Source organism: Pseudomonas sp. PSPC3-2 (assembly GCF_049897085.1).
In the GTDB taxonomy this organism is placed as follows: domain Bacteria; phylum Pseudomonadota; class Gammaproteobacteria; order Pseudomonadales; family Pseudomonadaceae; genus Aquipseudomonas; species Aquipseudomonas paraveronii.
On sequence record NZ_JAFCVO010000003.1, the window covers coordinates 135,363 to 155,412 of the forward strand.

21 protein-coding genes and 1 other RNA gene are annotated in these 20,050 nt (G+C 61.6%); 11 read left to right on the forward strand and 11 right to left on the reverse strand.

The genetic code is table 11. From position 1 onward, the window contains the following. The first annotated feature begins 5 nt into the window (after positions 1–5). The 4 genes from trxA to ACP7CJ_RS07325 all read left to right on the forward strand — a co-directional run bounded on the left by trxA (position 6) and on the right by ACP7CJ_RS07325 (position 4,419). Positions 6–335 (forward strand): thioredoxin TrxA, encoded by a 330-nt coding sequence (gene trxA, locus ACP7CJ_RS07310; RefSeq protein WP_247398910.1) that lies wholly within the window; start codon positions 6–8, stop codon positions 333–335. A gap of 234 nt (positions 336–569) precedes the next feature. Continuing rightward, on the forward strand, positions 570–1,829 hold the full coding sequence (gene rho / locus ACP7CJ_RS07315) for a transcription termination factor Rho (RefSeq protein WP_003176825.1): 1,260 nt from the start codon (positions 570–572) through the stop codon (positions 1,827–1,829). Between the two features lie 155 nt (positions 1,830–1,984). Continuing rightward, positions 1,985–3,451 (forward strand): 4-hydroxy-3-polyprenylbenzoate decarboxylase, encoded by a 1,467-nt coding sequence (ubiD, locus tag ACP7CJ_RS07320; protein ID WP_426099926.1) that lies wholly within the window; start codon positions 1,985–1,987, stop codon positions 3,449–3,451. After that, positions 3,451–4,419: a CDP-6-deoxy-delta-3,4-glucoseen reductase gene (locus ACP7CJ_RS07325; protein WP_276195380.1), complete on the forward strand. Its 969-nt coding sequence runs from the start codon at positions 3,451–3,453 to the stop codon at positions 4,417–4,419. Before ubiD ends, ACP7CJ_RS07325 begins: the two co-directional genes overlap by 1 nt. 39 nt (positions 4,420–4,458) lie before the next feature. Here the strand turns inward: ACP7CJ_RS07325 and ACP7CJ_RS07330 are convergent, their stop codons facing one another. Further along, complete coding sequence (locus ACP7CJ_RS07330; protein ID WP_276195379.1) at positions 4,459–4,941, reverse strand: sn-glycerol-3-phosphate transporter; 483 nt, start codon at positions 4,939–4,941, stop codon at positions 4,459–4,461. Between the two features lie 283 nt (positions 4,942–5,224). Here ACP7CJ_RS07330 and ACP7CJ_RS07335 point away from each other — a divergent pair, with 283 nt between their 5' ends. Then, positions 5,225–5,878, forward strand: coding sequence for a gamma-glutamylcyclotransferase (locus ACP7CJ_RS07335; protein ID WP_426099927.1), 654 nt, complete (start codon positions 5,225–5,227; stop codon positions 5,876–5,878). Here ACP7CJ_RS07335 and glpT read toward each other — a convergent pair. Together glpT and ACP7CJ_RS07345 are read right to left on the reverse strand one after the other, a co-directional pair. Continuing rightward, positions 5,875–7,212 carry a glycerol-3-phosphate transporter gene (gene glpT / locus ACP7CJ_RS07340; RefSeq protein WP_426099928.1) on the reverse strand — a complete coding sequence of 446 codons (1,338 nt, stop codon included), beginning with the start codon at positions 7,210–7,212 and terminating at the stop codon, positions 5,875–5,877. The two genes, ACP7CJ_RS07335 and glpT, sit on opposite strands and share 4 nt — an antisense overlap. Positions 7,213–7,522: 310 nt before the next feature. Further along, the gene (locus ACP7CJ_RS07345; protein WP_426099929.1) at positions 7,523–8,500 is read right to left on the reverse strand and encodes an NADPH:quinone oxidoreductase family protein; all 978 of its coding nucleotides are present in this window, start codon (positions 8,498–8,500) and stop codon (positions 7,523–7,525) included. A 150-nt stretch (positions 8,501–8,650) separates the two neighbouring features. Between ACP7CJ_RS07345 and ACP7CJ_RS07350 the strand changes: the two genes are divergently transcribed. Then, positions 8,651–9,067, forward strand: coding sequence for a flagellar basal body-associated protein FliL (locus ACP7CJ_RS07350; RefSeq protein WP_276195376.1), 417 nt, complete (start codon positions 8,651–8,653; stop codon positions 9,065–9,067). A gap of 96 nt (positions 9,068–9,163) precedes the next feature. Here the strand turns inward: ACP7CJ_RS07350 and ACP7CJ_RS07355 are convergent, their stop codons facing one another. The 4 genes from ACP7CJ_RS07355 to ACP7CJ_RS07370 all read right to left on the reverse strand — a co-directional run bounded on the left by ACP7CJ_RS07355 (position 9,164) and on the right by ACP7CJ_RS07370 (position 14,559). Beyond that, positions 9,164–10,282: an ABC transporter permease gene (locus tag ACP7CJ_RS07355; RefSeq protein ID WP_276195375.1), complete on the reverse strand. Its 1,119-nt coding sequence runs from the start codon at positions 10,280–10,282 to the stop codon at positions 9,164–9,166. Further along, complete coding sequence (gene rbbA / locus ACP7CJ_RS07360; protein ID WP_426099930.1) at positions 10,282–13,008, reverse strand: ribosome-associated ATPase/putative transporter RbbA; 2,727 nt, start codon at positions 13,006–13,008, stop codon at positions 10,282–10,284. The genes ACP7CJ_RS07355 and rbbA overlap by 1 nt, the downstream gene beginning before the upstream one ends. Next, positions 13,005–13,970 (reverse strand): HlyD family secretion protein, encoded by a 966-nt coding sequence (locus ACP7CJ_RS07365; protein WP_276195373.1) that lies wholly within the window; start codon positions 13,968–13,970, stop codon positions 13,005–13,007. The genes rbbA and ACP7CJ_RS07365 overlap by 4 nt, the downstream gene beginning before the upstream one ends. 139 nt (positions 13,971–14,109) lie before the next feature. After that, complete coding sequence (locus ACP7CJ_RS07370; protein ID WP_276195372.1) at positions 14,110–14,559, reverse strand: EVE domain-containing protein; 450 nt, start codon at positions 14,557–14,559, stop codon at positions 14,110–14,112. Between the two features lie 195 nt (positions 14,560–14,754). On the opposite strand from ACP7CJ_RS07370, the gene ACP7CJ_RS07375 reads away from it, so the two are divergent. Continuing rightward, positions 14,755–14,904, forward strand: a complete 150-nt coding sequence (locus ACP7CJ_RS07375) for a hypothetical protein (RefSeq protein WP_426099931.1) — start codon at positions 14,755–14,757, stop codon at positions 14,902–14,904. 7 nt (positions 14,905–14,911) lie between these two features. On the opposite strand, the gene ACP7CJ_RS07380 is transcribed toward ACP7CJ_RS07375, so the two are convergent. The 4 genes from ACP7CJ_RS07380 to ACP7CJ_RS07395 form a co-directional block, all read right to left on the reverse strand. Further along, complete coding sequence (locus tag ACP7CJ_RS07380; protein WP_426100010.1) at positions 14,912–15,541, reverse strand: 5-formyltetrahydrofolate cyclo-ligase; 630 nt, start codon at positions 15,539–15,541, stop codon at positions 14,912–14,914. Between the two features lie 57 nt (positions 15,542–15,598). After that, positions 15,599–15,777: non-coding RNA, 6S RNA (gene ssrS, locus ACP7CJ_RS07385), on the reverse strand. A gap of 30 nt (positions 15,778–15,807) precedes the next feature. Beyond that, a complete protein-coding gene (locus tag ACP7CJ_RS07390; RefSeq protein WP_247405663.1) occupies positions 15,808–16,125 on the reverse strand; it encodes a cell division protein ZapA in 318 nt (105 codons plus the stop codon). Continuing rightward, the gene (locus ACP7CJ_RS07395; RefSeq protein ID WP_247405660.1) at positions 16,122–16,331 is read right to left on the reverse strand and encodes a TIGR02449 family protein; all 210 of its coding nucleotides are present in this window, start codon (positions 16,329–16,331) and stop codon (positions 16,122–16,124) included. Before ACP7CJ_RS07395 ends, ACP7CJ_RS07390 begins: the two co-directional genes overlap by 4 nt. A gap of 138 nt (positions 16,332–16,469) precedes the next feature. On the opposite strand from ACP7CJ_RS07395, the gene ACP7CJ_RS07400 reads away from it, so the two are divergent. The 4 genes from ACP7CJ_RS07400 to ACP7CJ_RS07415 are packed head-to-tail and all read left to right on the forward strand — an operon-like array spanning position 16,470 to position 20,049. Beyond that, positions 16,470–17,027, forward strand: coding sequence for a YecA family protein (locus ACP7CJ_RS07400; protein ID WP_247405657.1), 558 nt, complete (start codon positions 16,470–16,472; stop codon positions 17,025–17,027). 37 nt (positions 17,028–17,064) lie between these two features. Continuing rightward, positions 17,065–18,387 carry a Xaa-Pro aminopeptidase gene (gene pepP, locus ACP7CJ_RS07405; RefSeq protein ID WP_247405654.1) on the forward strand — a complete coding sequence of 441 codons (1,323 nt, stop codon included), beginning with the start codon at positions 17,065–17,067 and terminating at the stop codon, positions 18,385–18,387. Continuing rightward, positions 18,384–19,571 carry a 2-octaprenyl-6-methoxyphenyl hydroxylase gene (ubiH, locus tag ACP7CJ_RS07410; RefSeq protein ID WP_247405651.1) on the forward strand — a complete coding sequence of 396 codons (1,188 nt, stop codon included), beginning with the start codon at positions 18,384–18,386 and terminating at the stop codon, positions 19,569–19,571. The genes pepP and ubiH overlap by 4 nt, the downstream gene beginning before the upstream one ends. Next, positions 19,564–20,049 (forward strand): DUF4442 domain-containing protein, encoded by a 486-nt coding sequence (locus tag ACP7CJ_RS07415; protein WP_247405648.1) that lies wholly within the window; start codon positions 19,564–19,566, stop codon positions 20,047–20,049. The genes ubiH and ACP7CJ_RS07415 overlap by 8 nt, the downstream gene beginning before the upstream one ends. Position 20,050 lies beyond the last annotated feature (1 nt).

Genomic DNA, 20,050 nt, shown 5'->3' on the forward strand with positions numbered 1-20,050 from the left:
CATCCATGAGCAACGATCTTATCAAGCACGTCACTGACGCGACCTTTGAGGCCGAAGTACTCAAGGCAACTGGCCCGGTGCTGGTTGACTACTGGGCTGAATGGTGTGGCCCTTGCAAAATGATCGCTCCGGTTCTGGACGAGATTGCAACCACCTACGACGGCAAGCTGACCATTGCCAAGTTGAACATCGACGAAAACCAGGAAACCCCGGCCAAGCACGGCGTGCGTGGTATTCCGACGCTGATGCTGTTCAAGAACGGCAACGTGGAAGCGACCAAAGTGGGCGCGTTGTCGAAGTCCCAGTTGGCGGCATTCCTCGACGCAAACATCTAAGCGTCGTCAAAAAAGCCCCGCAATTTGCGGGGCTTTTTCGTGAAACAGGGCTAGACGCTCCTAAATTCAGGTGGTACATTCGGCCCCGCACTGGTTTCTCCACTGCCCCCTGCAAGCCGTCGCCGACGCATTCCTTTTCGATTAGTACGCGATCATGTCGCCTTCTCTGCGGCGCGGCCTCATTAAGCCAAAAGCTTAATTTCCCCCCTCCATAAATGATTACGTCATTCCTATATGAATCTGACTGAACTCAAGCAAAAGCCGATTACCGACCTGCTCCAATTGGCCGAAGAGATGGGCATAGAAAATATGGCCCGTTCGCGCAAGCAGGACGTGATTTTCTCCCTGCTCAAAAAGCACGCGAAAAGCGGCGAGGAAATTTCCGGTGATGGCGTGCTGGAGATTCTCCAGGACGGCTTCGGCTTCCTCCGCTCTGCGGACGCTTCCTATCTCGCCGGCCCAGACGATATCTATGTCTCGCCGAGCCAGATCCGTCGCTTCAACTTGCGCACCGGTGACACCATCGTTGGCAAGATCCGCCCTCCGAAGGAAGGCGAGCGTTATTTCGCCCTGCTCAAGGTCGACACGATCAACTTCGATCGTCCCGAGAACGCGAAAAACAAGATTCTCTTCGAGAACCTGACCCCGCTGTTCCCGACCGTGCGCATGAAGATGGAAGCCGGCAACGGTTCCACCGAAGACTTGACCGGTCGTGTCATCGACCTGTGCGCCCCGATCGGCAAGGGCCAGCGTGGCCTGATCGTCGCACCGCCGAAAGCCGGTAAGACCATCATGCTGCAGAACATTGCCGCGAACATTGCGCGTAACAACCCTGAAGTTCACCTGATCGTGCTGCTGATCGATGAGCGTCCGGAAGAAGTGACCGAAATGCAGCGCACCGTGCGCGGCGAAGTGGTTGCCTCGACGTTCGATGAGCCGCCAACCCGCCACGTGCAGGTTGCCGAAATGGTGATCGAGAAGGCCAAGCGCCTGGTCGAACACAAGAAAGACGTGGTGATCCTGCTCGACTCCATCACCCGTCTGGCCCGTGCCTACAACACCGTGATCCCGAGCTCCGGCAAGGTATTGACCGGTGGTGTCGATGCCCACGCCCTGGAGAAACCGAAACGTTTCTTCGGCGCCGCACGGAATATCGAAGAAGGCGGCTCGCTGACCATCATCGCTACCGCGCTGGTTGAAACCGGCTCGAAGATGGATGAAGTGATCTACGAAGAGTTCAAGGGTACCGGCAACATGGAACTGCCCCTGGACCGTCGTATCGCTGAAAAGCGTGTGTTCCCGGCCATCAACATCAACCGTTCCGGCACCCGCCGCGAAGAGTTGCTGACTGCCGACGACGAACTGCAGCGCATGTGGATCCTGCGCAAGCTGCTGCACCCGATGGACGAAGTCGCCGCCATCGAGTTCCTGATCGACAAGCTGAAAACCACCAAGACCAACGACGAGTTCTTCCTGTCGATGAAGCGTAAGTAATACGACGTTTCAGGTCCAAAAAAATGGCGCCCTCAGGGGTGCCATTTTTTTTTCCCGTTTTTTAAGTGCCTTCGACCCCCCAATGCACTGCGATAAGCTGCCAGCCGCCCTCAGAGCAGGTACGATGTACGCCTATTTTACGGGTGGCATGGTTAATGAAATTCAAGGATCTTCGGGATTTCGTGCAGCAACTTGAGCAGCGCGGAGAGTTGAAACGTATCCAGATGCCGGTTTCGCCGGTGCTGGAAATGACTGAGATTTGCGATCGCACCCTGCGCAACAAGGGCCCGGCGCTGCTGTTCGAGAACCCGACCGGTTTTAATATCCCGGTGCTCGGCAACCTGTTCGGTACCCCCGACCGCGTGGCCTTTGGCATGGGTGCCGAGTCGGTCAGCGAACTGCGCGAGATCGGCAAGTTGCTGGCCTTCCTCAAAGAGCCCGAGCCTCCCAAGGGCTTGAAGGACGCCTGGTCGAAGCTGCCGATCTTCCGCAAGATCATTGCCATGGCACCCAAGGTGGTCAAGGACGCGGCGTGTCAGGAAGTGGTCATCGAAGGCGATGACGTCGACCTGGGGATGCTCCCGGTGCAGACCTGCTGGCCCGGCGACGTTGGCCCGCTGATCACCTGGGGCCTGACCGTCACCAAAGGCCCGAACAAGGACCGCCAGAACCTCGGTATCTACCGTCAGCAAGTGATCGGCCGCAACAAGGTGATCATGCGTTGGTTGAGCCATCGTGGCGGCGCCCTGGACTTTCGTGAGTGGTGCGAAAAGCATCCCGGCAAGCCGTTCCCGGTCGCCGTGGCCCTGGGCGCCGACCCGGCCACCATCCTCGGCGCCGTGACCCCGGTGCCTGACAGCCTGTCCGAATACGCCTTCGCCGGCCTGCTGCGCGGCAATCGCACCGAGCTGGTGAAGTGCCGCGGCAACGACCTGCAAGTACCGGCCACCGCCGAAATCATCCTCGAAGGCGTGATTCATCCGGGCGAGATGGCCGATGAAGGCCCCTACGGCGACCACACCGGCTACTACAACGAAGTCGACAGCTTCCCGGTGTTCACCGTCGAGCGCATCACCCATCGGATCAAGCCGATCTACCACAGCACCTACACAGGCCGTCCGCCGGATGAGCCGGCGATTCTTGGCGTGGCGCTGAACGAAGTGTTCGTGCCGATCCTGCAGAAGCAGTTCCCGGAAATCACCGACTTCTACCTGCCGCCCGAAGGCTGCTCGTACCGTATGGCCATCGTGACCATGAAGAAGTCGTACCCCGGCCACGCCAAGCGGGTAATGCTCGGTGTGTGGTCGTTTTTGCGACAGTTCATGTACACCAAGTTCGTTATCGTCACCGACGACGACATCAACGCCCGCGACTGGAACGACGTGATCTGGGCCATCACCACGCGCATGGACCCCAAGCGCGACACGGTGATGATCGACAACACGCCGATCGACTACCTCGACTTCGCTTCGCCGGTTTCGGGCCTGGGCTCGAAGATGGGCCTGGATGCCACGCACAAATGGCCGGGTGAGACCACCCGCGAGTGGGGCAGGGTGATCGTCAAGGACGAAGCCGTGACGGCGCGTGTCGATGCGATCTGGAAAGAATTGGGAATAGATTGATGCGTGTAACCCTGCAACCTTCCGGCGCCGTATTGGAGCTGGACCCTGGCGAGCGAATCCTCGAAGGTGCGCGCCGCCTGGGCTACGAATGCCCGCAAGCCTGCCGCAATGGCGTGTGCCATGTGTGTGCGGCGCTGTTGGTGGAAGGCCGCGTGCAGCAGGCCGGTGAGGTACGCGACCATGGTGAGTTCTACACCTGTATCGCCGAGCCGCTGGAAGATTGTGTGGTGTTGTGGGATGGCGTGCTGGCGCCGGGAGAGTTGCCGTTGCGCAAGTTGTCGTGCCAAGTGAGTGAGTGTGTGGAAGTCGGTGGCGATGTATGGCGCGTGCGCTTGCTCGCCCCGGCCGGTAAGGCCGTGCGTTACCACGCCGGGCAATACCTGATGATTGAACGGGAAAACGGCGAGAAGTCGGCGTTTTCCCTGGCCTCGGCGCCCCACTCCGGACGCGAGCTGGAACTGCACGTGCTGGCTCGCGAAGACAGCGCGCGCAACCTGCTCGAGCAGTTGCAGCGCAACCAGATGGCCCGCATCGAGCTGCCGTTTGGCGATACCCACCTGGCCGAGTTACCCGATGGGCCGCTGGTGTTGATCGCCGCCGGTACCGGCATGGCGCAGATGCACAGCCTGATCGAGCATTGCCGCGCCTCCGGCTTCAAGCACCCGGTGCATCTGTATTGGGGCGTGCGGCGTCCGGAAGATTTCTACGAGATCGAGCATTGGGATCAATGGTTGCAACTGCCCAACCTGTTCCTGCACAAAGTGGTCAGCGACGTGTGCGGCTGGGAAGGACGCTGTGGGCTGTTGCATGAAGCGGTGTGCGAAGACATCCGCGACCTCAAGGGCGTGTATGTCTACGCCAGCGGTTCACCGGCGATGATCTACGGCACATTGGACGCGCTGGTGGACGCCGGCATGGATGCACATCAGATGCGTGCCGACGTATTCGCCTACGCCCCGCGGCCCTGAAGCCCTACGCGGGCTTCTAATGGGGAGCTGGCGTCGCGTTCAGAAACGCACGCCGGTCGTGATCATCGCCGCATTGAACCCCAGCAGCACCAGCTCCGCCGCCACTGGCCCGTAATGGGTGCCTACGGACGGAATGATCACCGGCGCCACGCCGAAACGGTTCAACGGGATCTTGTCGCGGTACTTGCCGCGATAGCCCTGAATCGCCCCGCCTGTCAGCTTCAAATAGACCGGATAGTCGGTCATGTCATAGCGTTTGCCCGCATAGGCGTAGTAGGACCGCTGGCTGAACGAGTTGCGAAACGTCGCCGCGCCATACACCAGGCCTGACGCTTCATTGCGCTCCAGGCCGAGCAGATCCTGATGGTTGTTATGCTCGGGGTCCGGCGCAAAGTGCCGGGTGTAGACGCTGGTCTGCGCATACCAGAAGCCCTTGTCATCGTCGACAGGTGGGGCCTCGGCCGCGAGGGCGGTGGTGGCCTGGGCCAGGAACAGCAGGCCGGGCAGTCGAAATTTTTTCATGGGGATGACCTCGATTAGTCGGTATGAGGGGCGGCTAGGTGGGTCGTGATGTGGAGACTATTTTGAAGGTTGTGCGCGCACCCAGGCTGAACCGGCGCTGAAAGTAGCGGGATTGGCGCCCTGAATCCTGACGAATGGGTGGAACCACGCCCCAGCCCCAGGGCAACTCGGCCGATTAGCACTTTTTCGCCATACGGTTACAGCGGCGGGTTCTATTACGGTAAAGTTACTTACAATTGGTAATAGATTCTCGTAGCCGCACAGGAGACCTCAGCGATCCGCCATGACCGCCATTGAATCCGATCTTTTGCAATTGGCTTACCCTCCGCAGCTCGATCTGGGGCCGCAACTCACTCACGAACAGTTGATGAGCTCGATGCAGGCCACCATGGCCCGGCATAAGGGTGGGCCGGTCTGGCTATTCGCTTACGGTTCGCTGATCTGGCGGCCTGAGTGTTCATCGACCGAGCGGGTGCGGGCACGGGTCCATGGGTATCACCGCGGTTTGTACCTGTGGTCCCACGAGCATCGGGGTACGCCGGAAATACCCGGGTTGGTCTTCGGCCTGGATCGCGGGGGTTCGTGCAGCGGTTTTGCCTACCGCCTGCCGGAAGACCAACTGGAGGCCTCGCTTTACGCCTTGTGGCAGCGCGAAATGCCTTACCCTTCCTATCGGCCGCACTGGCTCAGTTGCCGTCTGGAAGATGGCAGTCGGGTGCAGGCGCTGGGGTTTGTATTGGAGCGGGACCTGCCGAGCTACGCCGGCAATCTGCCCGACATCGTGCTCAGCCACGTGCTGCAAAGCGCTTGCGGGCGTTACGGCACTACGCGCGATTATGTCGAGCAGACCGTTAACGCCCTGCGTAGCCACGCCATGCCAGACAAAAACCTGGAGGCGCGGCTCAAGCGTTGTGCCAAGGATTGCTCAGGCGATTAACGCGCCGAGCTGACACTGTTGGTGTGCCACAACGTCGGGATCAGGCACGCGATCGCCAGCAGGCACGCGCCGACCAGCAGCACAAAGCCGCCGTCCCAGCCGAAGTGGTCCACGGTGTAGCCCATGGCCGCACTCGCCGCCACCGAACCGCCCAGGTAACCGAACAGGCCGGTGAAGCCCGCAGCCGTACCGGCGGCTTTTTTCGGCGCCAGTTCCAGCGCCTGTAGGCCGATCAGCATCACCGGGCCGTAGATCAGGAAACCGATCGAGAACAGCGCGATCATGTCGACCATCGGGTTGCCCGGCGGGTTGAGCCAGTACACCAGGGTCGCAACGGTCACCAGCGCCATGAACACGATACCGGTCAGGCCACGGTTGCCGCGGAAGATCTTGTCCGACATCCAGCCGCACAGCAGCGTGCCCGGAATACCTGCCCACTCGTAGAAGAAATATGCCCAGGACGACTTGTCGACCGTGAAGTGCTTGGCTTCTTTCAAGTAGGTCGGTGCCCAGTCCAACACGCCGTAGCGCAACAGGTAGACGAACACGTTGGCAAAGGCGATGTACCAGAGCATTTTGTTGTGCAGCACGTACTTGACAAAGATTTCCTTGGCGCTGAATTCGTCTTCGTGGCTGGCGTCGTAGCCTTCCGGATAATCGTTTTTGTACTGCTCAATCGGCGGCAGGCCGACCGATTGCGGGGTGTCGCGCATGGTGATGAAGGCGAATGCCGCCACCAGTAACGCAACCGTTGCCGGCACATAGAACGCGGCATGCCAGTCATTGAACCAGGCCATGCCGAGCAGGAACAACGGGCCGATCAGGCCGCCGCCGACGTTGTGCGCCACGTTCCACACGGACACCACGCCACCGCGTTCCTTCTGCGACCACCAATGCACCATGGTCCGTCCGCTCGGCGGCCAACCCATGCCCTGGGCCCAGCCGTTGATGAACAGCAAAATGAACATCATGGTCACGCTGGACGTCGCCCAAGGCGCGAAACCGAAAATGAACATCACTCCCGCCGATACCAGCAGGCCGAAGGGCAGGAAGTAGCGCGGGTTGGAGCGGTCGGACACCAGGCCCATGAGGAACTTGGACAGGCCGTAGGCAATCGCGATCGCCGACATCGCCAGGCCCAGTTCGCCCCGGGTGTAACCCTCGTCGATCAGGTAGGGCATGGCCAGGGAGAAGTTTTTACGCAGCAGGTAGTACCCGGCGTAACCGAAGAAAATACCGGCGAAGATCTGCCAGCGCAGGCGTCGGTAGGTACTGTCTATTTTTTCTTCAGGCAGGGGCGCCTTATGCACGGCAGGACGAAAGAAAGCAAACATTCAAGAGCTCCAAATTTCTTGTTTTGACAGCGGATGCGAATGTTACAGTTTCGTTACCGAAAATAGCATCGCGTCTTATGTGCAAACACAGGAAATATGAGCAAACGCATGTTCTCTTACGAACATGTCGTGAATGGGCAAGTGATGGTCGCAGTTGGCGTCTGCAGGACACTGGAGATCAAAATGTGGGAGGGGCGGTGCGACGATTCGACTTGCCCCCGATGACAGTGGGTCAGTGAATACATCTGTTGACTGAACCAACGCCATCGGGGGCAAGCCCCCTCCCACATTTGAGCGCATTTCACCTCTGTCAGCGGGTCTGCACGACCACCTTGCCGACGGCCTTGCGCTGCCCCAGGTCATTGATCGCCCGGGCAGCCTGCTCAAGTGGATACACCTGCGACACCAGCGGTTTCAACTTGCCCTCGGCATACCAACCAAACAGTTGCTGGAAGTTCGCCGCATTGTCCTGCGGCTGGCGCTGGGCGAACGAGCCCCAGAACACCCCGACCACGGCCGCACCCTTGAGCAGCGCCAGGTTCACCGGCAGCTCTGGAATACGCCCGCTGGCAAAACCCACCACCAGCAGGCGGCCGTTCCAGGCGATGGCGCGGATGGCCTGGTCAAACAGGTCGCCGCCCACCGGGTCGTAGATCACATCGGCGCCGTTGCCGTCGGTCAGGCGCTTGACCTCATCTTTCAGGCTGGCTTCGCTGTAGTTGATCAGTTCATCGGCGCCGGCGGCCTTGGCCACCGCCAGTTTGTCCGCGCTGCTGGCGGCGGCGATCACGCGGGCGCCCATGGCCTTGCCGATTTCCACGGCGGCCAGGCCCACGCCGCCGGAGGCGCCGAGGACCAGCAGGGTTTCGCCGGGTTGCAGGTTGGCCCTTTGTTTCAGGGCATGCATCGAGGTGCCATAGGTCATGCTGAACGCGGCTGCGGTGTTGAAGCCCATGCTGGGCGGGATCGGCAGCACGTTATAGCCGGGCACCGCGACCTGCTCGGCAAAACTGCCCCAGCCGGTCAGCGCCATCACGCGGTCACCGACCTTCAGATGGCTGACTTTTTCGCCCACTTCACTGACTACCCCCGCCGCTTCGCCCCCCGGTGAGAACGGAAAGGGCGGTTTGAACTGGTACTTGCCCTCGATGATCAGGGTGTCCGGGAAGTTGACCCCGGCGGCATGCACGTCCAGCAGGATCTCGTTCTTCTTGATCGTCGGGCTGGCGATCTCTTCCAGCACCAGGGTTTCGGCGGGGCCGAAGGCTTTGCACAGCACAGCTTTCATCGGACTATTCCTTTTGGCGTCGTGGCCGATAAGTGTAGGAGGGTGCGCCCGTGGGTCAACAAGCATGCCCGGGCCTGATAAGTCGCCATAAGCTTGTGCTCTGCCCTGCTAGCGTTATGCTACTGGGCAACCGAATGTGAGGAATGAACTGTGAAAGCGTGGATTCTGTTGATGCTCGCCCTGACCTTGCCGATGGCGGCCCAGGCCCAAGAGGCGAAAGAGGCGAAAGAAGGCGAGGCGCCGAAGGTCAGCTATATCAGCCTGGCCCCGCCGCTCGTGGGCAACTATGGCCTGGATGGCACGGCCAAGCTCAAGGTGTACAAGGCCGATATCGCCCTGCGTGTGACCGGGCCCGAAGCGGCTGCCGCCGTCAAAGCCAACGATGCGTTGATTCGCAATCAACTGGTGGCGCTGTTCACCCAACAAACCAACGAGAGCATGAGCACCGTTGAAGGCAAGGAAAAACTGCGCCAGGAAGCCCTGAAGCAGACCCAGCAAGTGATGAACGACGAAACCGGCAAGCCGATGGTGGAAGACCTGTTGTTCAACAACCTGATCATCCAATAGTCGCTGTACGGCGATCGCAAGCAGGCACGCGCACACATCGGAATGCGTTCCAAATGTGGCAGCGGGCTTGCTCGCGATCGCGGCCATGCAGACACCTCAAGACGCCAGGCTCTTCCTGAACCGCGCCAACGCCACCGCAAAGAACAGCAAGCCAATCCCCGCCAGCGCCAGCAAATCTGGCCACACCACACTCACGCCCGCATCGCGGAACAGGATCGCCGCGCTCAGGCTCACAAAGTGCGTCGACGGCGACCCCTGCATCACCCACTGCAACCACTCGGGCATGCTGTCCAGCGGCGTACTGCCGCCGGAGAGCAACAGCATCGGGATGATCACCGGGATCGCCAGCAAGCCGAATTGCGGCGTCGAGCGGGCGAGGGTGGCGAGGAATATCCCCAGGGCGGTGCTGGCAAACAGGTACAGCGCGGTCACGAATAGAAACAGGCTCAGCGACCCGGCCAGCGGCACGCCGAGCATGCCCTTGACTACCACTTCCAGGGACAGCCAGGTACACAGCACCACCACCAGCATGTTGCTCCAGATTTTCGCCAGCATGATTTCCAGCGCCGTCAGCGGCAGCACCAGCAAATGGTCGAGGGTGCCGTGTTCGCGCTCGCGCAGCAGCGCGGTACCGGTAAGCACGATGGCGAGGATGGTGATGTTGTTGACGATCTGGATGACCGCGAGAAACCAGCCGCCTTCCAGATTGGTATTGAACAGCGCCCGCGTCGTCAGCAGCGCCGGCGCTTTGCTGGCGGAGTCGGCCTGGCCGCTGTAGGTCAGCAGCTCGCGTTGGAAAATCCGCCCGATGTAGCCGGCGCCCATGAAGGCCTGGCTCATCGCGGTGGCATCGACGTTCACCTGCACGCCGGGCTCGCGACCGGCCAACAGATCGGCCTGGAAATTCGCCGGTACGTTGATCACGAAAGTGTACTGGCCGCTGTCCATGACCTTATCCAACTGGTCGTAGGCCAACGGCACGGGAGGCTGAAACTCGGGCGGCTGCAACGCCTCGGCCATCTGCCGCGAGAGCGCACTGTGGTCCTCGTCGATAAACGCCACGCTGGCGTTATGCACACCAATCACCGAGCCGGCCGCAGGCATATAGATCGCGACGGTGAAGGCGTAGAACAGAAACAACAGCAGCACGCTGTCGTGGCGCAGGCTGGTCAGTTCCTTGATCCCCAGGCGCAGGATGTGCGCGAACTTATGCATCAAGCCTCCTGCTTCTTCAGCATGATCAGGCTAAGCCCGGTAAACCCGAGGAAAAACCCGAACAGCGCCAGGCACTGCGGCCACAGTTGGCGCAGGTCGAGGGCCTTGGTGAACGTGCCCACCGCGATATCGAGAAAGTGCCCCGCCGGAAACAGTGTGCCCATCACCGCCGCCGCACCTTCCAGGGACGAACGCGGCACGATCAGCCCGGAGAACTGAATGGTCGGCAGGCTGGTGATGATCATGGTGCCGAGGATCGCTGCGATCTGGGTGCGGGTGAACGCGGAAATCAGCAGGCCCATGCTGGTGGTGGCGAGCACGTACAGCAGGCCGCCGAACGCCAGGGTCAGGGCGCTGCCCTTGAACGGCACGCCGAACAGCCAGCGGTTCATCGCGGCCAGCACGGCCAGGTTGACCAGGCTCACGGCCAGGTACGGCGCCTGTTTGCCCAGCAGGAACTCCAGGCGGGTCAGCGGCGTGGCATAGAAGTTGGTGATCGAGCCCAGCTCTTTCTCGCGCACGATACCGAGCGCAGTCAGCATCGCCGGGATGAAGGCGAGGATCAGTGCCATCACGCCTGGGCCGATGGCGTTCACGCTGACCACATCCTGGTTGTAGCGAAAGCGGGTTTCGAGCTTGGCCGCGCTTTGGCTGTTCAACGGCTGGCTGCTCAGTTCGGACAGTTGCTGCAGGTTGGCCTGGTGGACCGCCTCTACATAGTTACGGCTGGTTTCTGCGCGAAACGGCATGCCACCGTCGAGCCAGGCGGCCACGCTGGGTTGGCGGCCGGCGTAGAGGTCGCGGCCAAAACCGGGCGGGATTTCCAGGGCCAGTTTGATTTCCGAGCGTTGCAGGCGCCGGTGCAGTTCGTTGGCATCCTGGATGGGTGTTTGTTCGGCGAAGTAGCGCGAGCTGCGGAACGCTTCCAGATAGGCGCGACTTTGTGGGGTCTGGTCCTGGTCGTAGACGGCAAAGGCGAGGTTTTCCACATCGAGGGAAATGCCGTAGCCGAAGATCACCATCATGAACATCGCCCCGAGCAGGGCGAAGGCCATGCGCACCTTGTCGCGCAGCAGTTCCTTGCCTTCACGGCTGGCCACGGCCAACAGGCGCGACAGGCTGAACCCGCGCTTGCTCACGGGCGGTGGGCTGGTTTCGCTGACGGTAGCGGTGGGTGCGTTGGGCGCGGCGGGTTCGGCTTCGCCCTGGGCTTGCTCCAGGCATGTGACGAACGCGGCTTCGAGGGTGTCGCCGTGGAATTGCTGCTGCAGCGCGTCGGGCGTGTCGCAGGCCAGCACCTTGCCCGCGTGCATCAGGGAGATGCGGTCACAACGCTGGGCTTCGTTCATGAAGTGGGTGGACAGAAAGATCGTCACCCCTTGTTCGCGCGACAGTTCGATCAGCAGCCGCCAGAAGTCATCCCGCGCCGCCGGGTCGACGCCCGAGGTCGGTTCATCGAGGATCAGCACTTCGGGGCGGTGCAGCACCGCCACGGCCAACGACAAGCGCTGACGCAGGCCGAGGGGCAGCTCGCCCGACGGCTGCTCGGCCACCTCGCCGAGGTCGAAACGCTGGATCAGCTCATCGATCCGCTTGCCACTGTCGGCTTTGGGCAAATCGAACAACTGCGCGTGCAGCACCAGGTTCTGCAGCACGCTGAGTTCGCCGTACAGCGAAAAGCTCTGCGACATGAAGCCCACGCGCTTGCGGGTGGCCAGGTCCTTGGCGTTCACCGGGTTGCCCAGCAGCGTGGCAGTGCCCTCAGTGGCCGGCATCAGGCCGGTGAGGACTTTCATGGTGGTGGTCTTGCCGCAGCCGTTGGAGCCGAGGAAACCGAAAATCTCGCCGCGGCCGATGGCAAAGCTGACGTTATCGACCGCCGTGAAGTCGCCAAAGCGCAGGGTCAGGTTGTGGGCTTCGATGGCGATATCGGTGCTGTTGCTTGCGCGCGCAGGGATAACCAGCGGTTGGTTGTCATGGGCGCTGTCGCCCTGGAAGTGGGTGAAGGCCTCATCCAGCTTGCCGCTGGGGGTTGCTGCGGCGAGCTCACTGCTCAAACCGTCGGCGATCAGTTTGCCGCGGTCAAGCATCAGGCAATGTTCAAACTGCTCGGCTTCTTCCATGTAGGCCGTGGCCACCAGCAGCGTCAGTTGTGGGCGCTCGCTGCGAACGGTTTCGACCAGTTCCCAGAAGCGCCGACGTGACAGCGGGTCGACCCCGGTGGTGGGCTCGTCGAGGATCAGCAGGTCCGGGTCATGGATCAGCGCGCAGCACAGGCCGAGTTTCTGCTTCATCCCGCCGGAGAGTTTGCCGGCCGGACGGTCGGCGAAGCGCTCAAGGTCGGTGGCCAGCAGCAGGCTGTGCATGCGCTGGTCGCAATCGGCTTTGGTCAGGCCGAACAGCGTCGCGAAGAAGCGGATGTTTTCGCTGATGGACAGTTCGGGGTACAGGTTGCCGCCCAGGCCTTGGGGCATGAAGGCGATGCGCGGGTAGAGGCTGTTGCGGTGGTGGCGGTCGGCGATGGAGCCGCCGAGCACCTCCAGTTGGCCGTCCTGGAGTTTTTTAACCCCGGCGATCAAGCCCAGCAGGCTCGACTTGCCCGCGCCATCCGGGCCGATCAGCCCGCAGCGCGTGCCAGCGGGCAGGCTGAAGGCGATATCGACCAGCGCCTGTTGCTTGCCGTAGCGGTGCTGGATGCCCGTGGCGTGCAGCGCCAGATCGGTCATTGCAGGTTAGCCGGCCAGTCGATGTCAGCCGTGCGCACGTAGCCGGCGCCGGGCATGCCCGGTTTGGCCTGCGGCACGGCGCTGGGGTGGGTCAGGCGCAGTTTGACGCGAAACACCAATTTCTGGCGTTCATCGCGGGTTTCTACCTCTTTGGGCGTGAACTGCGATTTGGCCGCGACGAAGCTGATTTTGGCCGGCAGCGATTGGTCGGGAAGCGCGTCGAGGAGGATGCGCGCGTCGCTGCCGACGGTCAGGGCGCCGGTCACCGAGGCGGGCAGGTAGAGGTTCATGTATTGATCTTCGGGATCGATCAGCAGCAAGACGCGGCCGCCCGCGCCGAGCACTTCGCCCGGCTCGGCCAGGCGCAGTTGGATAATGCCGTCGATGGGCGCACGCAGGCTGCTGTCATCGATTTCGCTGGTGAGCTGCGCCACCTGGGCCTGGGCGGCACCGATGGCGGCCTTGGCCGAATTGACCTGGGCCTGGGCGGCAACCACGGCCGCATTGCCGGTGTTCTGGCGCGCCTGCTGCTGGTCGATCAACTGGCCGCTGGCGAAGCCACGCTTGTACAGCTCCTGGGTTCGCTTGAGTTCCTGGTGGGCGAGCAGTTGTTCGCTCTGGCGCAATTGCACATTGGCTTCGGCGGCGGCGAGGTTTTCCTTGGCGCGCAGCACTTCGGCTTCGGCCTGGGCGCGCTGGGCTTCCAGGGTGCGCGTGTCCATGCGCGCCAGCAGTTGGCCCTTGAGGACCTTGTCGCCTTCATCCACTCGCACTTCGTCCAGCCGCCCGGGGATCTTGGCGGCAATCTGCACTTCGGTCGATTCCAGGCGGCCATTGCCCATGCTCAAGCCTTCGGGCAGGCGGTCCTGGGTGGATTTCCAGTAACCGAAACCGCCGGCGGCGAGCAGCAACACAATCAGGAGGGTGGCAAACAACTGGGAGGTGCGATGGTTCGTCGACATGGTTGCTTCCTGCGGTGTTAGCGTCCTAGTCTGACCGGTTCGGCCCGAGGGCGCTTGATACGGGTCAAATGAAGCGCAAGCCTAACCCGGTTGCGGTGCAGATGCATGCGTTGGGCGCGTGACTGTAAGGTTCTGCTGTTTAGCGCAGCGCGAGTACCGCTGACCATTGCTCGGCGGTCACCGGCATCACCGAGAGACGGCTGCCTTTTTGCACCAGCGGCAGTTCGGCCAGTGCGGTTTGTTGCTTCAGATAGCCCAGGCCGAGTACCTTGGGAAACGTCTGGACGTGGGCCACGTTGATCGCGCTCCACGGGTTTTTGTCCGGGCCGGCCTTGGCGTCGAAATAGTGGCTGGAAGGGTCCAGCGCGGTGGGGTCGGGATACGCCGCCGCGACGATTTTGCCGATGCCGGCAATGCCAGGCTCCGGGCAACTGGAGTGGTAGAAGAAAAACGCATCGCCCACCGCCATCGCGCGCAGAAAGTTGCGCGCTTGATAGTTGCGAACCCCATCCCATGGCGTTTCGCCGAGGTGTTCCAGGCCGGTGATGGAAAGTTCGTCGGGCTCGGATTTCATCAGCCAGTAGGCCATTGGGCGGCTCCTGAAAAAGGCGTTGGACAGGTTGTCGGGCAATTGCATGACAAACCGACGGTCGGTTGGCGTCAAGGTTTGCGTGTTGGTTCACGTTAACGCAGAATGCCGGGATTTTAAGCTTGACGCAGCTGCAACGGACTACTTTGGAACGTTGTTGTCATCGTGTACGAGGTGCCTGAAGGGGGGCAATCGATGCAACGTAAACCGGATTTACTATGGATATTGGTTATTTTGTTTGGTCTGGGCGTCGTGACCACCGGGTATGCGCAGAGCTTGTGGTCGAACAAGACCGATGCGCCCATTGAGCTGACTCAGCAGCCGCCACAACCGTTCAAGCGTTAACCCTTCTTCAGGGCGTCGCAGGTTCCAGCGACGCCTGCGCGATATACCATTTCTTATCGGTGACGGTGCCCGCCAACGGCACATCCCAGCTCGCCTGCACCAGTCGTTCGACTTTCTGACATTCATGGGCCAGGCCCAACAGCGTCGGCTTGCGCCAGTGCTGGCGGCGCACCAGGTAAGCCAGGCTGCGGTCATAAAAGCCGCCGCCCATGCCCAGGCGCCCACCCGCGTCATCGAACCCAACCAACGGCAATAGCACCAGATCCAGCGCCCAGACCTTGCGCTGGCGGCGGACATTCGTCCGTGGTTCAAGAATGCGAAAGCGATTGGGCAGCAGCTTCTCCCCAGGCCGAACACGCTGGAACACCATCTTGGTCCGTGGCCAGGCGCTGAGCACCGGCAGGTAGGTGGCCTTGCCCCGCCGCTGGGCCGCACGCAGCAGCAAGCGCGGATCGATTTCACCGTCCGTCGGTAGATACAGGGAAATATGCTTGGCCCGGCGAAACAGCGGGTGCTGTGCCAGTTGCCGATACACGCCTTGGGCGGCTTTGCGTTGCTCGCTCGGCGTGAGGGCGCGGCGGGCGTTGCGCAACATGCGTCGAAGTTGCGGACGGGAAAGCGGCGCAGGTTCGGTCATGGTTTTTCGGCTCATAAAACAATGCCAGTCCTGGGACTGGCATTGAGTTTGGGATTCAGGCTCCCCGACAGAACCGCTGTCGACTAAGCCCTTGAACCCGAAAGTTCAAGGTGGAAGATGCAGTAGGCTTTAAGGCTTTCCGTCTAGCGGACATGCACACCAGCCAAACGTGCAACTTCCAGGGTAGTGCGAATCGGCTCCGGGACATCGCCGACTGGCAAGCACGCCAGGGAGTGGGGCGAGTATACCTTAAACGGGCGCGGCAATCAGCCCTTGGGTGCCTCGGAATCGTTGGACAGTGCCAGGTCCACACGCTCCAGCAGGTCACGCACCTGCTCGCGCGTCGAGCCGCTGGCCTGTACGTCAGGGCGCTCCTGCTTATGCAGCAGATCGTGGGTGATATTCAGCGCGGCCATCACGGCGATGCGGTCGGCGCCGATCACTTTGCCGCTGCTGCGGATTTCACGCATCTTGCCATCCAGGTAACGGGCGGCGCTCACCAGGTTGCTGCGCTCTTCCTGGGGGCAAATGATCGAATATTCTTTGTCGAGAATCTGCACGGTGACGCTATTGCTTGAACTCATGAGTCTTGCTCCAGGGCCTTAAGGCGCGAAATCATCGATTCGACCTTACGCCGGGCGATTTCGTTTTTTTCAATGAGGTGAGCGCGTTCCTCGCGCCAGGTCTTTTCCTGAGCTAATAGGAGTCCGTTTTGCCTCTTTAGTTGCTCGACCCGATCAATTAGCAATTCGAATCTGGCCATCAGCGCTTGCAGGTCGGTGTCTTCCATTGGGTTCCACTGGATTTGTCTGATGAATGGCAACTGCAGGATAAACGATCTGACGCCCTTGATAGTCTTGGTACGTCTGCCGGTGCTAGGATACAGCGCTCCATTCTAGACATTGCGCCGTCTGGCGCCTAGCTCACCATGCCTATTCAGAACTCCCCGTATGATGCTTTTACCAAACTGCTGAGCACCAGCGGTCATCCTTGCTCGCCTGCCGAACTGCACGGCGTGTTGCTGGGCCGCAGTTGCACCGGTGTCGGCTTTGACGCCGACAACTGGCTGGCCGATGTGGCCGAACTGCTGGAAACCGAACCCACCGAGAACGTGCGTAACGCGCTGATCGGCCTGCAGGAAATGGTCAAGGGCGAGCTGACCGGTGATGACGTCACCGTGGTCCTGCTGCTGCCGACCGACGATGCACCGCTCACCGAGCGCGCTGCCGCGCTGGGCGAATGGTGCCAGGGCTTCCTCCATGGTTTTGGCGTGAACGCCGGCGGCCTTGAGCTGAGCACCGACGCCAAGGAAGTGCTGCAAGACCTGGCCGCCATCTCCCAGGTGCAAGATGCCCTGGAAGAGTCCGAAGACGGTGAAGGCGACTACATGGAAGTCATGGAATACCTGCGCGTCGCGCCGTTGCTGCTGTTCACCGAGACCCGCAAGTCCGCTGAACCGGTCGCGGCCAAGCCGTCGTTGCACTAAGGCTGTCACTGCACCAAGAAAGGAAACCCATCTGCCCATGATCCATATCCCGAAAGCGGAATACACCCGTCGCCGCAAGGCGCTCATGGCGCAGATGGTGCCCAACAGCATCGCGATTCTACCGGCCGCTGCCGTGGCCATCCGAAACCGTGATGTCGAACATGTCTACCGCCAGGACAGCGATTTCCAGTACCTGAGCGGCTTCCCCGAGCCTCAGGCAGTGATCGTGCTGATGCCCGGTCGCCAGCACGGCGAGTACGTGCTGTTCTGTCGCGAACGCAATGCCGAGCGCGAACTGTGGGACGGCCTGCGCGCCGGCACCGAAGGCGCAGTGCGTGATTTTGGCGCCGACGATGCCTTCCCCATCACCGATATCGACGACATCCTTCCCGGCCTGATCGAAGGCCGCGACCGGGTGTATTCGGCCATGGGCAGCAATGCCGAGTTCGACCGGCACCTGATGGAGTGGATCAACGTCATCCGCTCTAAAGCGCACCTGGGCGCCCAGCCGCCGAACGAATTCGTTGCCCTGGATCATCTGCTCCACGACATGCGCCTGTATAAATCGGCGGCGGAAGTGAAGGTGATGCGCGAAGCAGCGCGAATTTCCTGCGCGGCCCACGTGCGGGCGATGCAGGCCAGCCGCGCTGGCTTGCATGAGTTCAGCCTCGAAGCCGAGCTGGATTACGAGTTCCGCAAAGGCGGCGCGAAGATGCCGGCCTATGGCTCCATCGTCGCCGCCGGGCGCAACAGCTGCATCCTGCATTACCAGCAGAATGACGCGCTGCTCAAGGACGGTGATCTGGTGCTGATCGACGCCGGTTGTGAGATCGACTGCTACGCCAGCGACATCACCCGCACCTGGCCGGTCAACGGTAAGTTCTCGCCCGAGCAAAAGGCGATCTATGAAGTCGTGCTGGCCTCCCAGGAAGCCGCCTTCGCCGAGATTGCACCGAACAAGCATTGGAACCAGGCCCATGAGGCCACCGTGCAGGTCATCACCGCCGGGCTGGTGAAGTTGGGGTTGCTGCAAGGTGACGTTGACGAACTGATCGCCAGCGAAGCCTACAAGCCTTTCTATATGCACCGCGCCGGCCACTGGCTGGGGATGGATGTGCATGATGTCGGCGAGTACAAAGTGGGCGGTGAATGGCGTGTGCTGGAAGTCGGCATGGCGTTGACCGTGGAGCCGGGGATCTATATTTCGCCGGACAACCAGAACGTGGCAAAGAAATGGCGTGGCATTGGCGTGCGCATCGAGGACGACGTGGTAGTGACCAAACAAGGCTGTGAGATTCTGACCAGCGGCGTGCCCAAGACCGTCGCCGACATTGAAGCGTTGATGGCGGCCGCCCGATGAGCCGGGTCAACCTGGCCATTATCGGCGGCGGCCTGGTGGGCGCCAGCCTGGCGTTGGCGTTGCAGTCCGGGGCCAAGGCGCGGGGCTGGAAGATCGTACTGATCGAACCCTTCGCGCCGGGCGACAGCTACCAGCCGAGCTACGACGCTCGCTCTTCGGCGCTGTCCTATGGCGCACGGCAGATTTATCAGCGTTTGGGCCTGTGGCAGGCCATCTCCCGCCGCGCCGAACCGATCAAGCAGATTCATGTGTCGGACCGCGGGCGCTTCTCCACTGCGCGTTTGTCCGCCATGGAAGAGGGCGTGCCGGCCCTCGGCTACGTAGTGGAAAACGCCTGGCTCGGCCAATGCCTGTGGCAAGGCCTGGATAAGGACGTGGTCAGTTGGCGCTGCCCGGCTGAAGTCACGCGCATGGAGCCGTTGCCCGACGGCTATCGCCTGACCCTCAACGACGAAACCGTGCTCGAGTGTGACCTTGCCGTGCTGGCCGACGGCGGTCGCTCCGGCCTGCGTGAGCAATTGGGTATCGCCGTGAAAGCCCGCCCGTACAACCAGAGCGCGCTGATCGCCAATATCACCCCGAGCGAAGCCCACAACGGCGAAGCCTTCGAGCGTTTCACCGACGACGGCCCGATGGCCCTGCTGCCGCTGCCGGACAACCGCTGCGCGTTGGTCTGGACCCGTGCCGGCATGGACGCGCAGCGTCTGGCCAACCTGGATGAGCGCAGTTTCCTCAGTGAATTGCAGGGCGTGTTCGGCTACCGCCTGGGCACCTTGAAGCAAGTCGGCGCGCGGCATCTGTACCCGCTGACCCTGGTGGAAGCCGAAGAACAAGTACGCTCGCACCTGGCGATCCTCGGCAATGCCGCCCACAGCCTGCACCCGATTGCCGGGCAGGGTTTCAACCTGTCCCTGCGCGATGCGAGTGCCCTGGCCGAGGCCTTGCTGGCCGGGCCAGCGGTGCCGGGTGACCTGGCGACCTTGCAGGCATATCGCGAGCGTCAGCGCATGGATCAGAAGCTGACCGTGGGCTTCTCCGATCAGGTCACGCGCCTGTTCGGCAGCGCCCAGCCGCTGGTCGCGCTGGGGCGCAACATGGGCTTGCTGGGTCTGGATTTGCTACCGCCGGCCAAACGCTGGTTCGCCCGTCAAGCCATGGGCCTGGGCACGCGTCCGGATGCGTAAGTGGCTGATCGCCCGTCTGGGCAAAGCGCGCTTGTTGCGTTGGGTCATGAGTGTGTACCCACCGTATTTGGGCGCTGGGGTCCGCGTGCAGCAGATGAGCGCGGATTTCCGGCACGTCAAAGTGCGTATGGGCCTGGGCTGGTACAACCGTAACTACGTCGGTACGCAATTCGGCGGCAGTCTTTATTCGATGGTCGACCCGTTCTACATGTTGATGCTGATGGAGAACCTGGGCCGCGACTACATCGTCTGGGACAAGGCCGCGAGCATCGACTTCATCTCGCCGGGCAAAGGCCCGGTGTATGCCGAATTTTCCATCGACGACGCCTTGCTGGATGAGATTCGTCGACAGACCGAGGGCGGCGAGAAGTACTTGCCCCACCTCAAGGTCCAGATTCATGACGGCTCCGGCACCCTGGTGGCGCGGGTCGACAAAACCCTTTACGTGCGGCGCAAGCCGCCAGCGAGACAGGCTTAAA

Bases quoted from the DNA above. Each gene is read 5' to 3' on its own strand.
- trxA (WP_247398910.1), top strand. From the start codon at position 6: ATGAGCAACGATCTTATCAAGCACGTCACTGACGCGACCTTTGAGGCC.
- rho (WP_003176825.1), top strand. From the start codon at position 570: ATGAATCTGACTGAACTCAAGCAAAAGCCGATTACCGACCTGCTCCAA.
- ubiD (WP_426099926.1), top strand. From the start codon at position 1,985: ATGAAATTCAAGGATCTTCGGGATTTCGTGCAGCAACTTGAGCAGCGC.
- ACP7CJ_RS07325 (WP_276195380.1), top strand. From the start codon at position 3,451: ATGCGTGTAACCCTGCAACCTTCCGGCGCCGTATTGGAGCTGGACCCT.
- ACP7CJ_RS07330 (WP_276195379.1), bottom strand. From the start codon at position 4,941: ATGAAAAAATTTCGACTGCCCGGCCTGCTGTTCCTGGCCCAGGCCACC.
- ACP7CJ_RS07335 (WP_426099927.1), top strand. From the start codon at position 5,225: ATGACCGCCATTGAATCCGATCTTTTGCAATTGGCTTACCCTCCGCAG.
- glpT (WP_426099928.1), bottom strand. From the start codon at position 7,212: ATGTTTGCTTTCTTTCGTCCTGCCGTGCATAAGGCGCCCCTGCCTGAA.
- ACP7CJ_RS07345 (WP_426099929.1), bottom strand. From the start codon at position 8,500: ATGAAAGCTGTGCTGTGCAAAGCCTTCGGCCCCGCCGAAACCCTGGTG.
- ACP7CJ_RS07355 (WP_276195375.1), bottom strand. From the start codon at position 10,282: ATGCATAAGTTCGCGCACATCCTGCGCCTGGGGATCAAGGAACTGACC.
- rbbA (WP_426099930.1), bottom strand. From the start codon at position 13,008: ATGACCGATCTGGCGCTGCACGCCACGGGCATCCAGCACCGCTACGGC.
- ACP7CJ_RS07365 (WP_276195373.1), bottom strand. From the start codon at position 13,970: ATGTCGACGAACCATCGCACCTCCCAGTTGTTTGCCACCCTCCTGATT.
- ACP7CJ_RS07370 (WP_276195372.1), bottom strand. From the start codon at position 14,559: ATGGCCTACTGGCTGATGAAATCCGAGCCCGACGAACTTTCCATCACC.
- ACP7CJ_RS07375 (WP_426099931.1), top strand. From the start codon at position 14,755: ATGCAACGTAAACCGGATTTACTATGGATATTGGTTATTTTGTTTGGT.
- ACP7CJ_RS07380 (WP_426100010.1), bottom strand. From the start codon at position 15,541: ATGACCGAACCTGCGCCGCTTTCCCGTCCGCAACTTCGACGCATGTTG.
- ACP7CJ_RS07390 (WP_247405663.1), bottom strand. From the start codon at position 16,125: ATGAGTTCAAGCAATAGCGTCACCGTGCAGATTCTCGACAAAGAATAT.
- ACP7CJ_RS07395 (WP_247405660.1), bottom strand. From the start codon at position 16,331: ATGGAAGACACCGACCTGCAAGCGCTGATGGCCAGATTCGAATTGCTA.
- ACP7CJ_RS07400 (WP_247405657.1), top strand. From the start codon at position 16,470: ATGCCTATTCAGAACTCCCCGTATGATGCTTTTACCAAACTGCTGAGC.
- pepP (WP_247405654.1), top strand. From the start codon at position 17,065: ATGATCCATATCCCGAAAGCGGAATACACCCGTCGCCGCAAGGCGCTC.
- ubiH (WP_247405651.1), top strand. From the start codon at position 18,384: ATGAGCCGGGTCAACCTGGCCATTATCGGCGGCGGCCTGGTGGGCGCC.
- ACP7CJ_RS07415 (WP_247405648.1), top strand. From the start codon at position 19,564: ATGCGTAAGTGGCTGATCGCCCGTCTGGGCAAAGCGCGCTTGTTGCGT.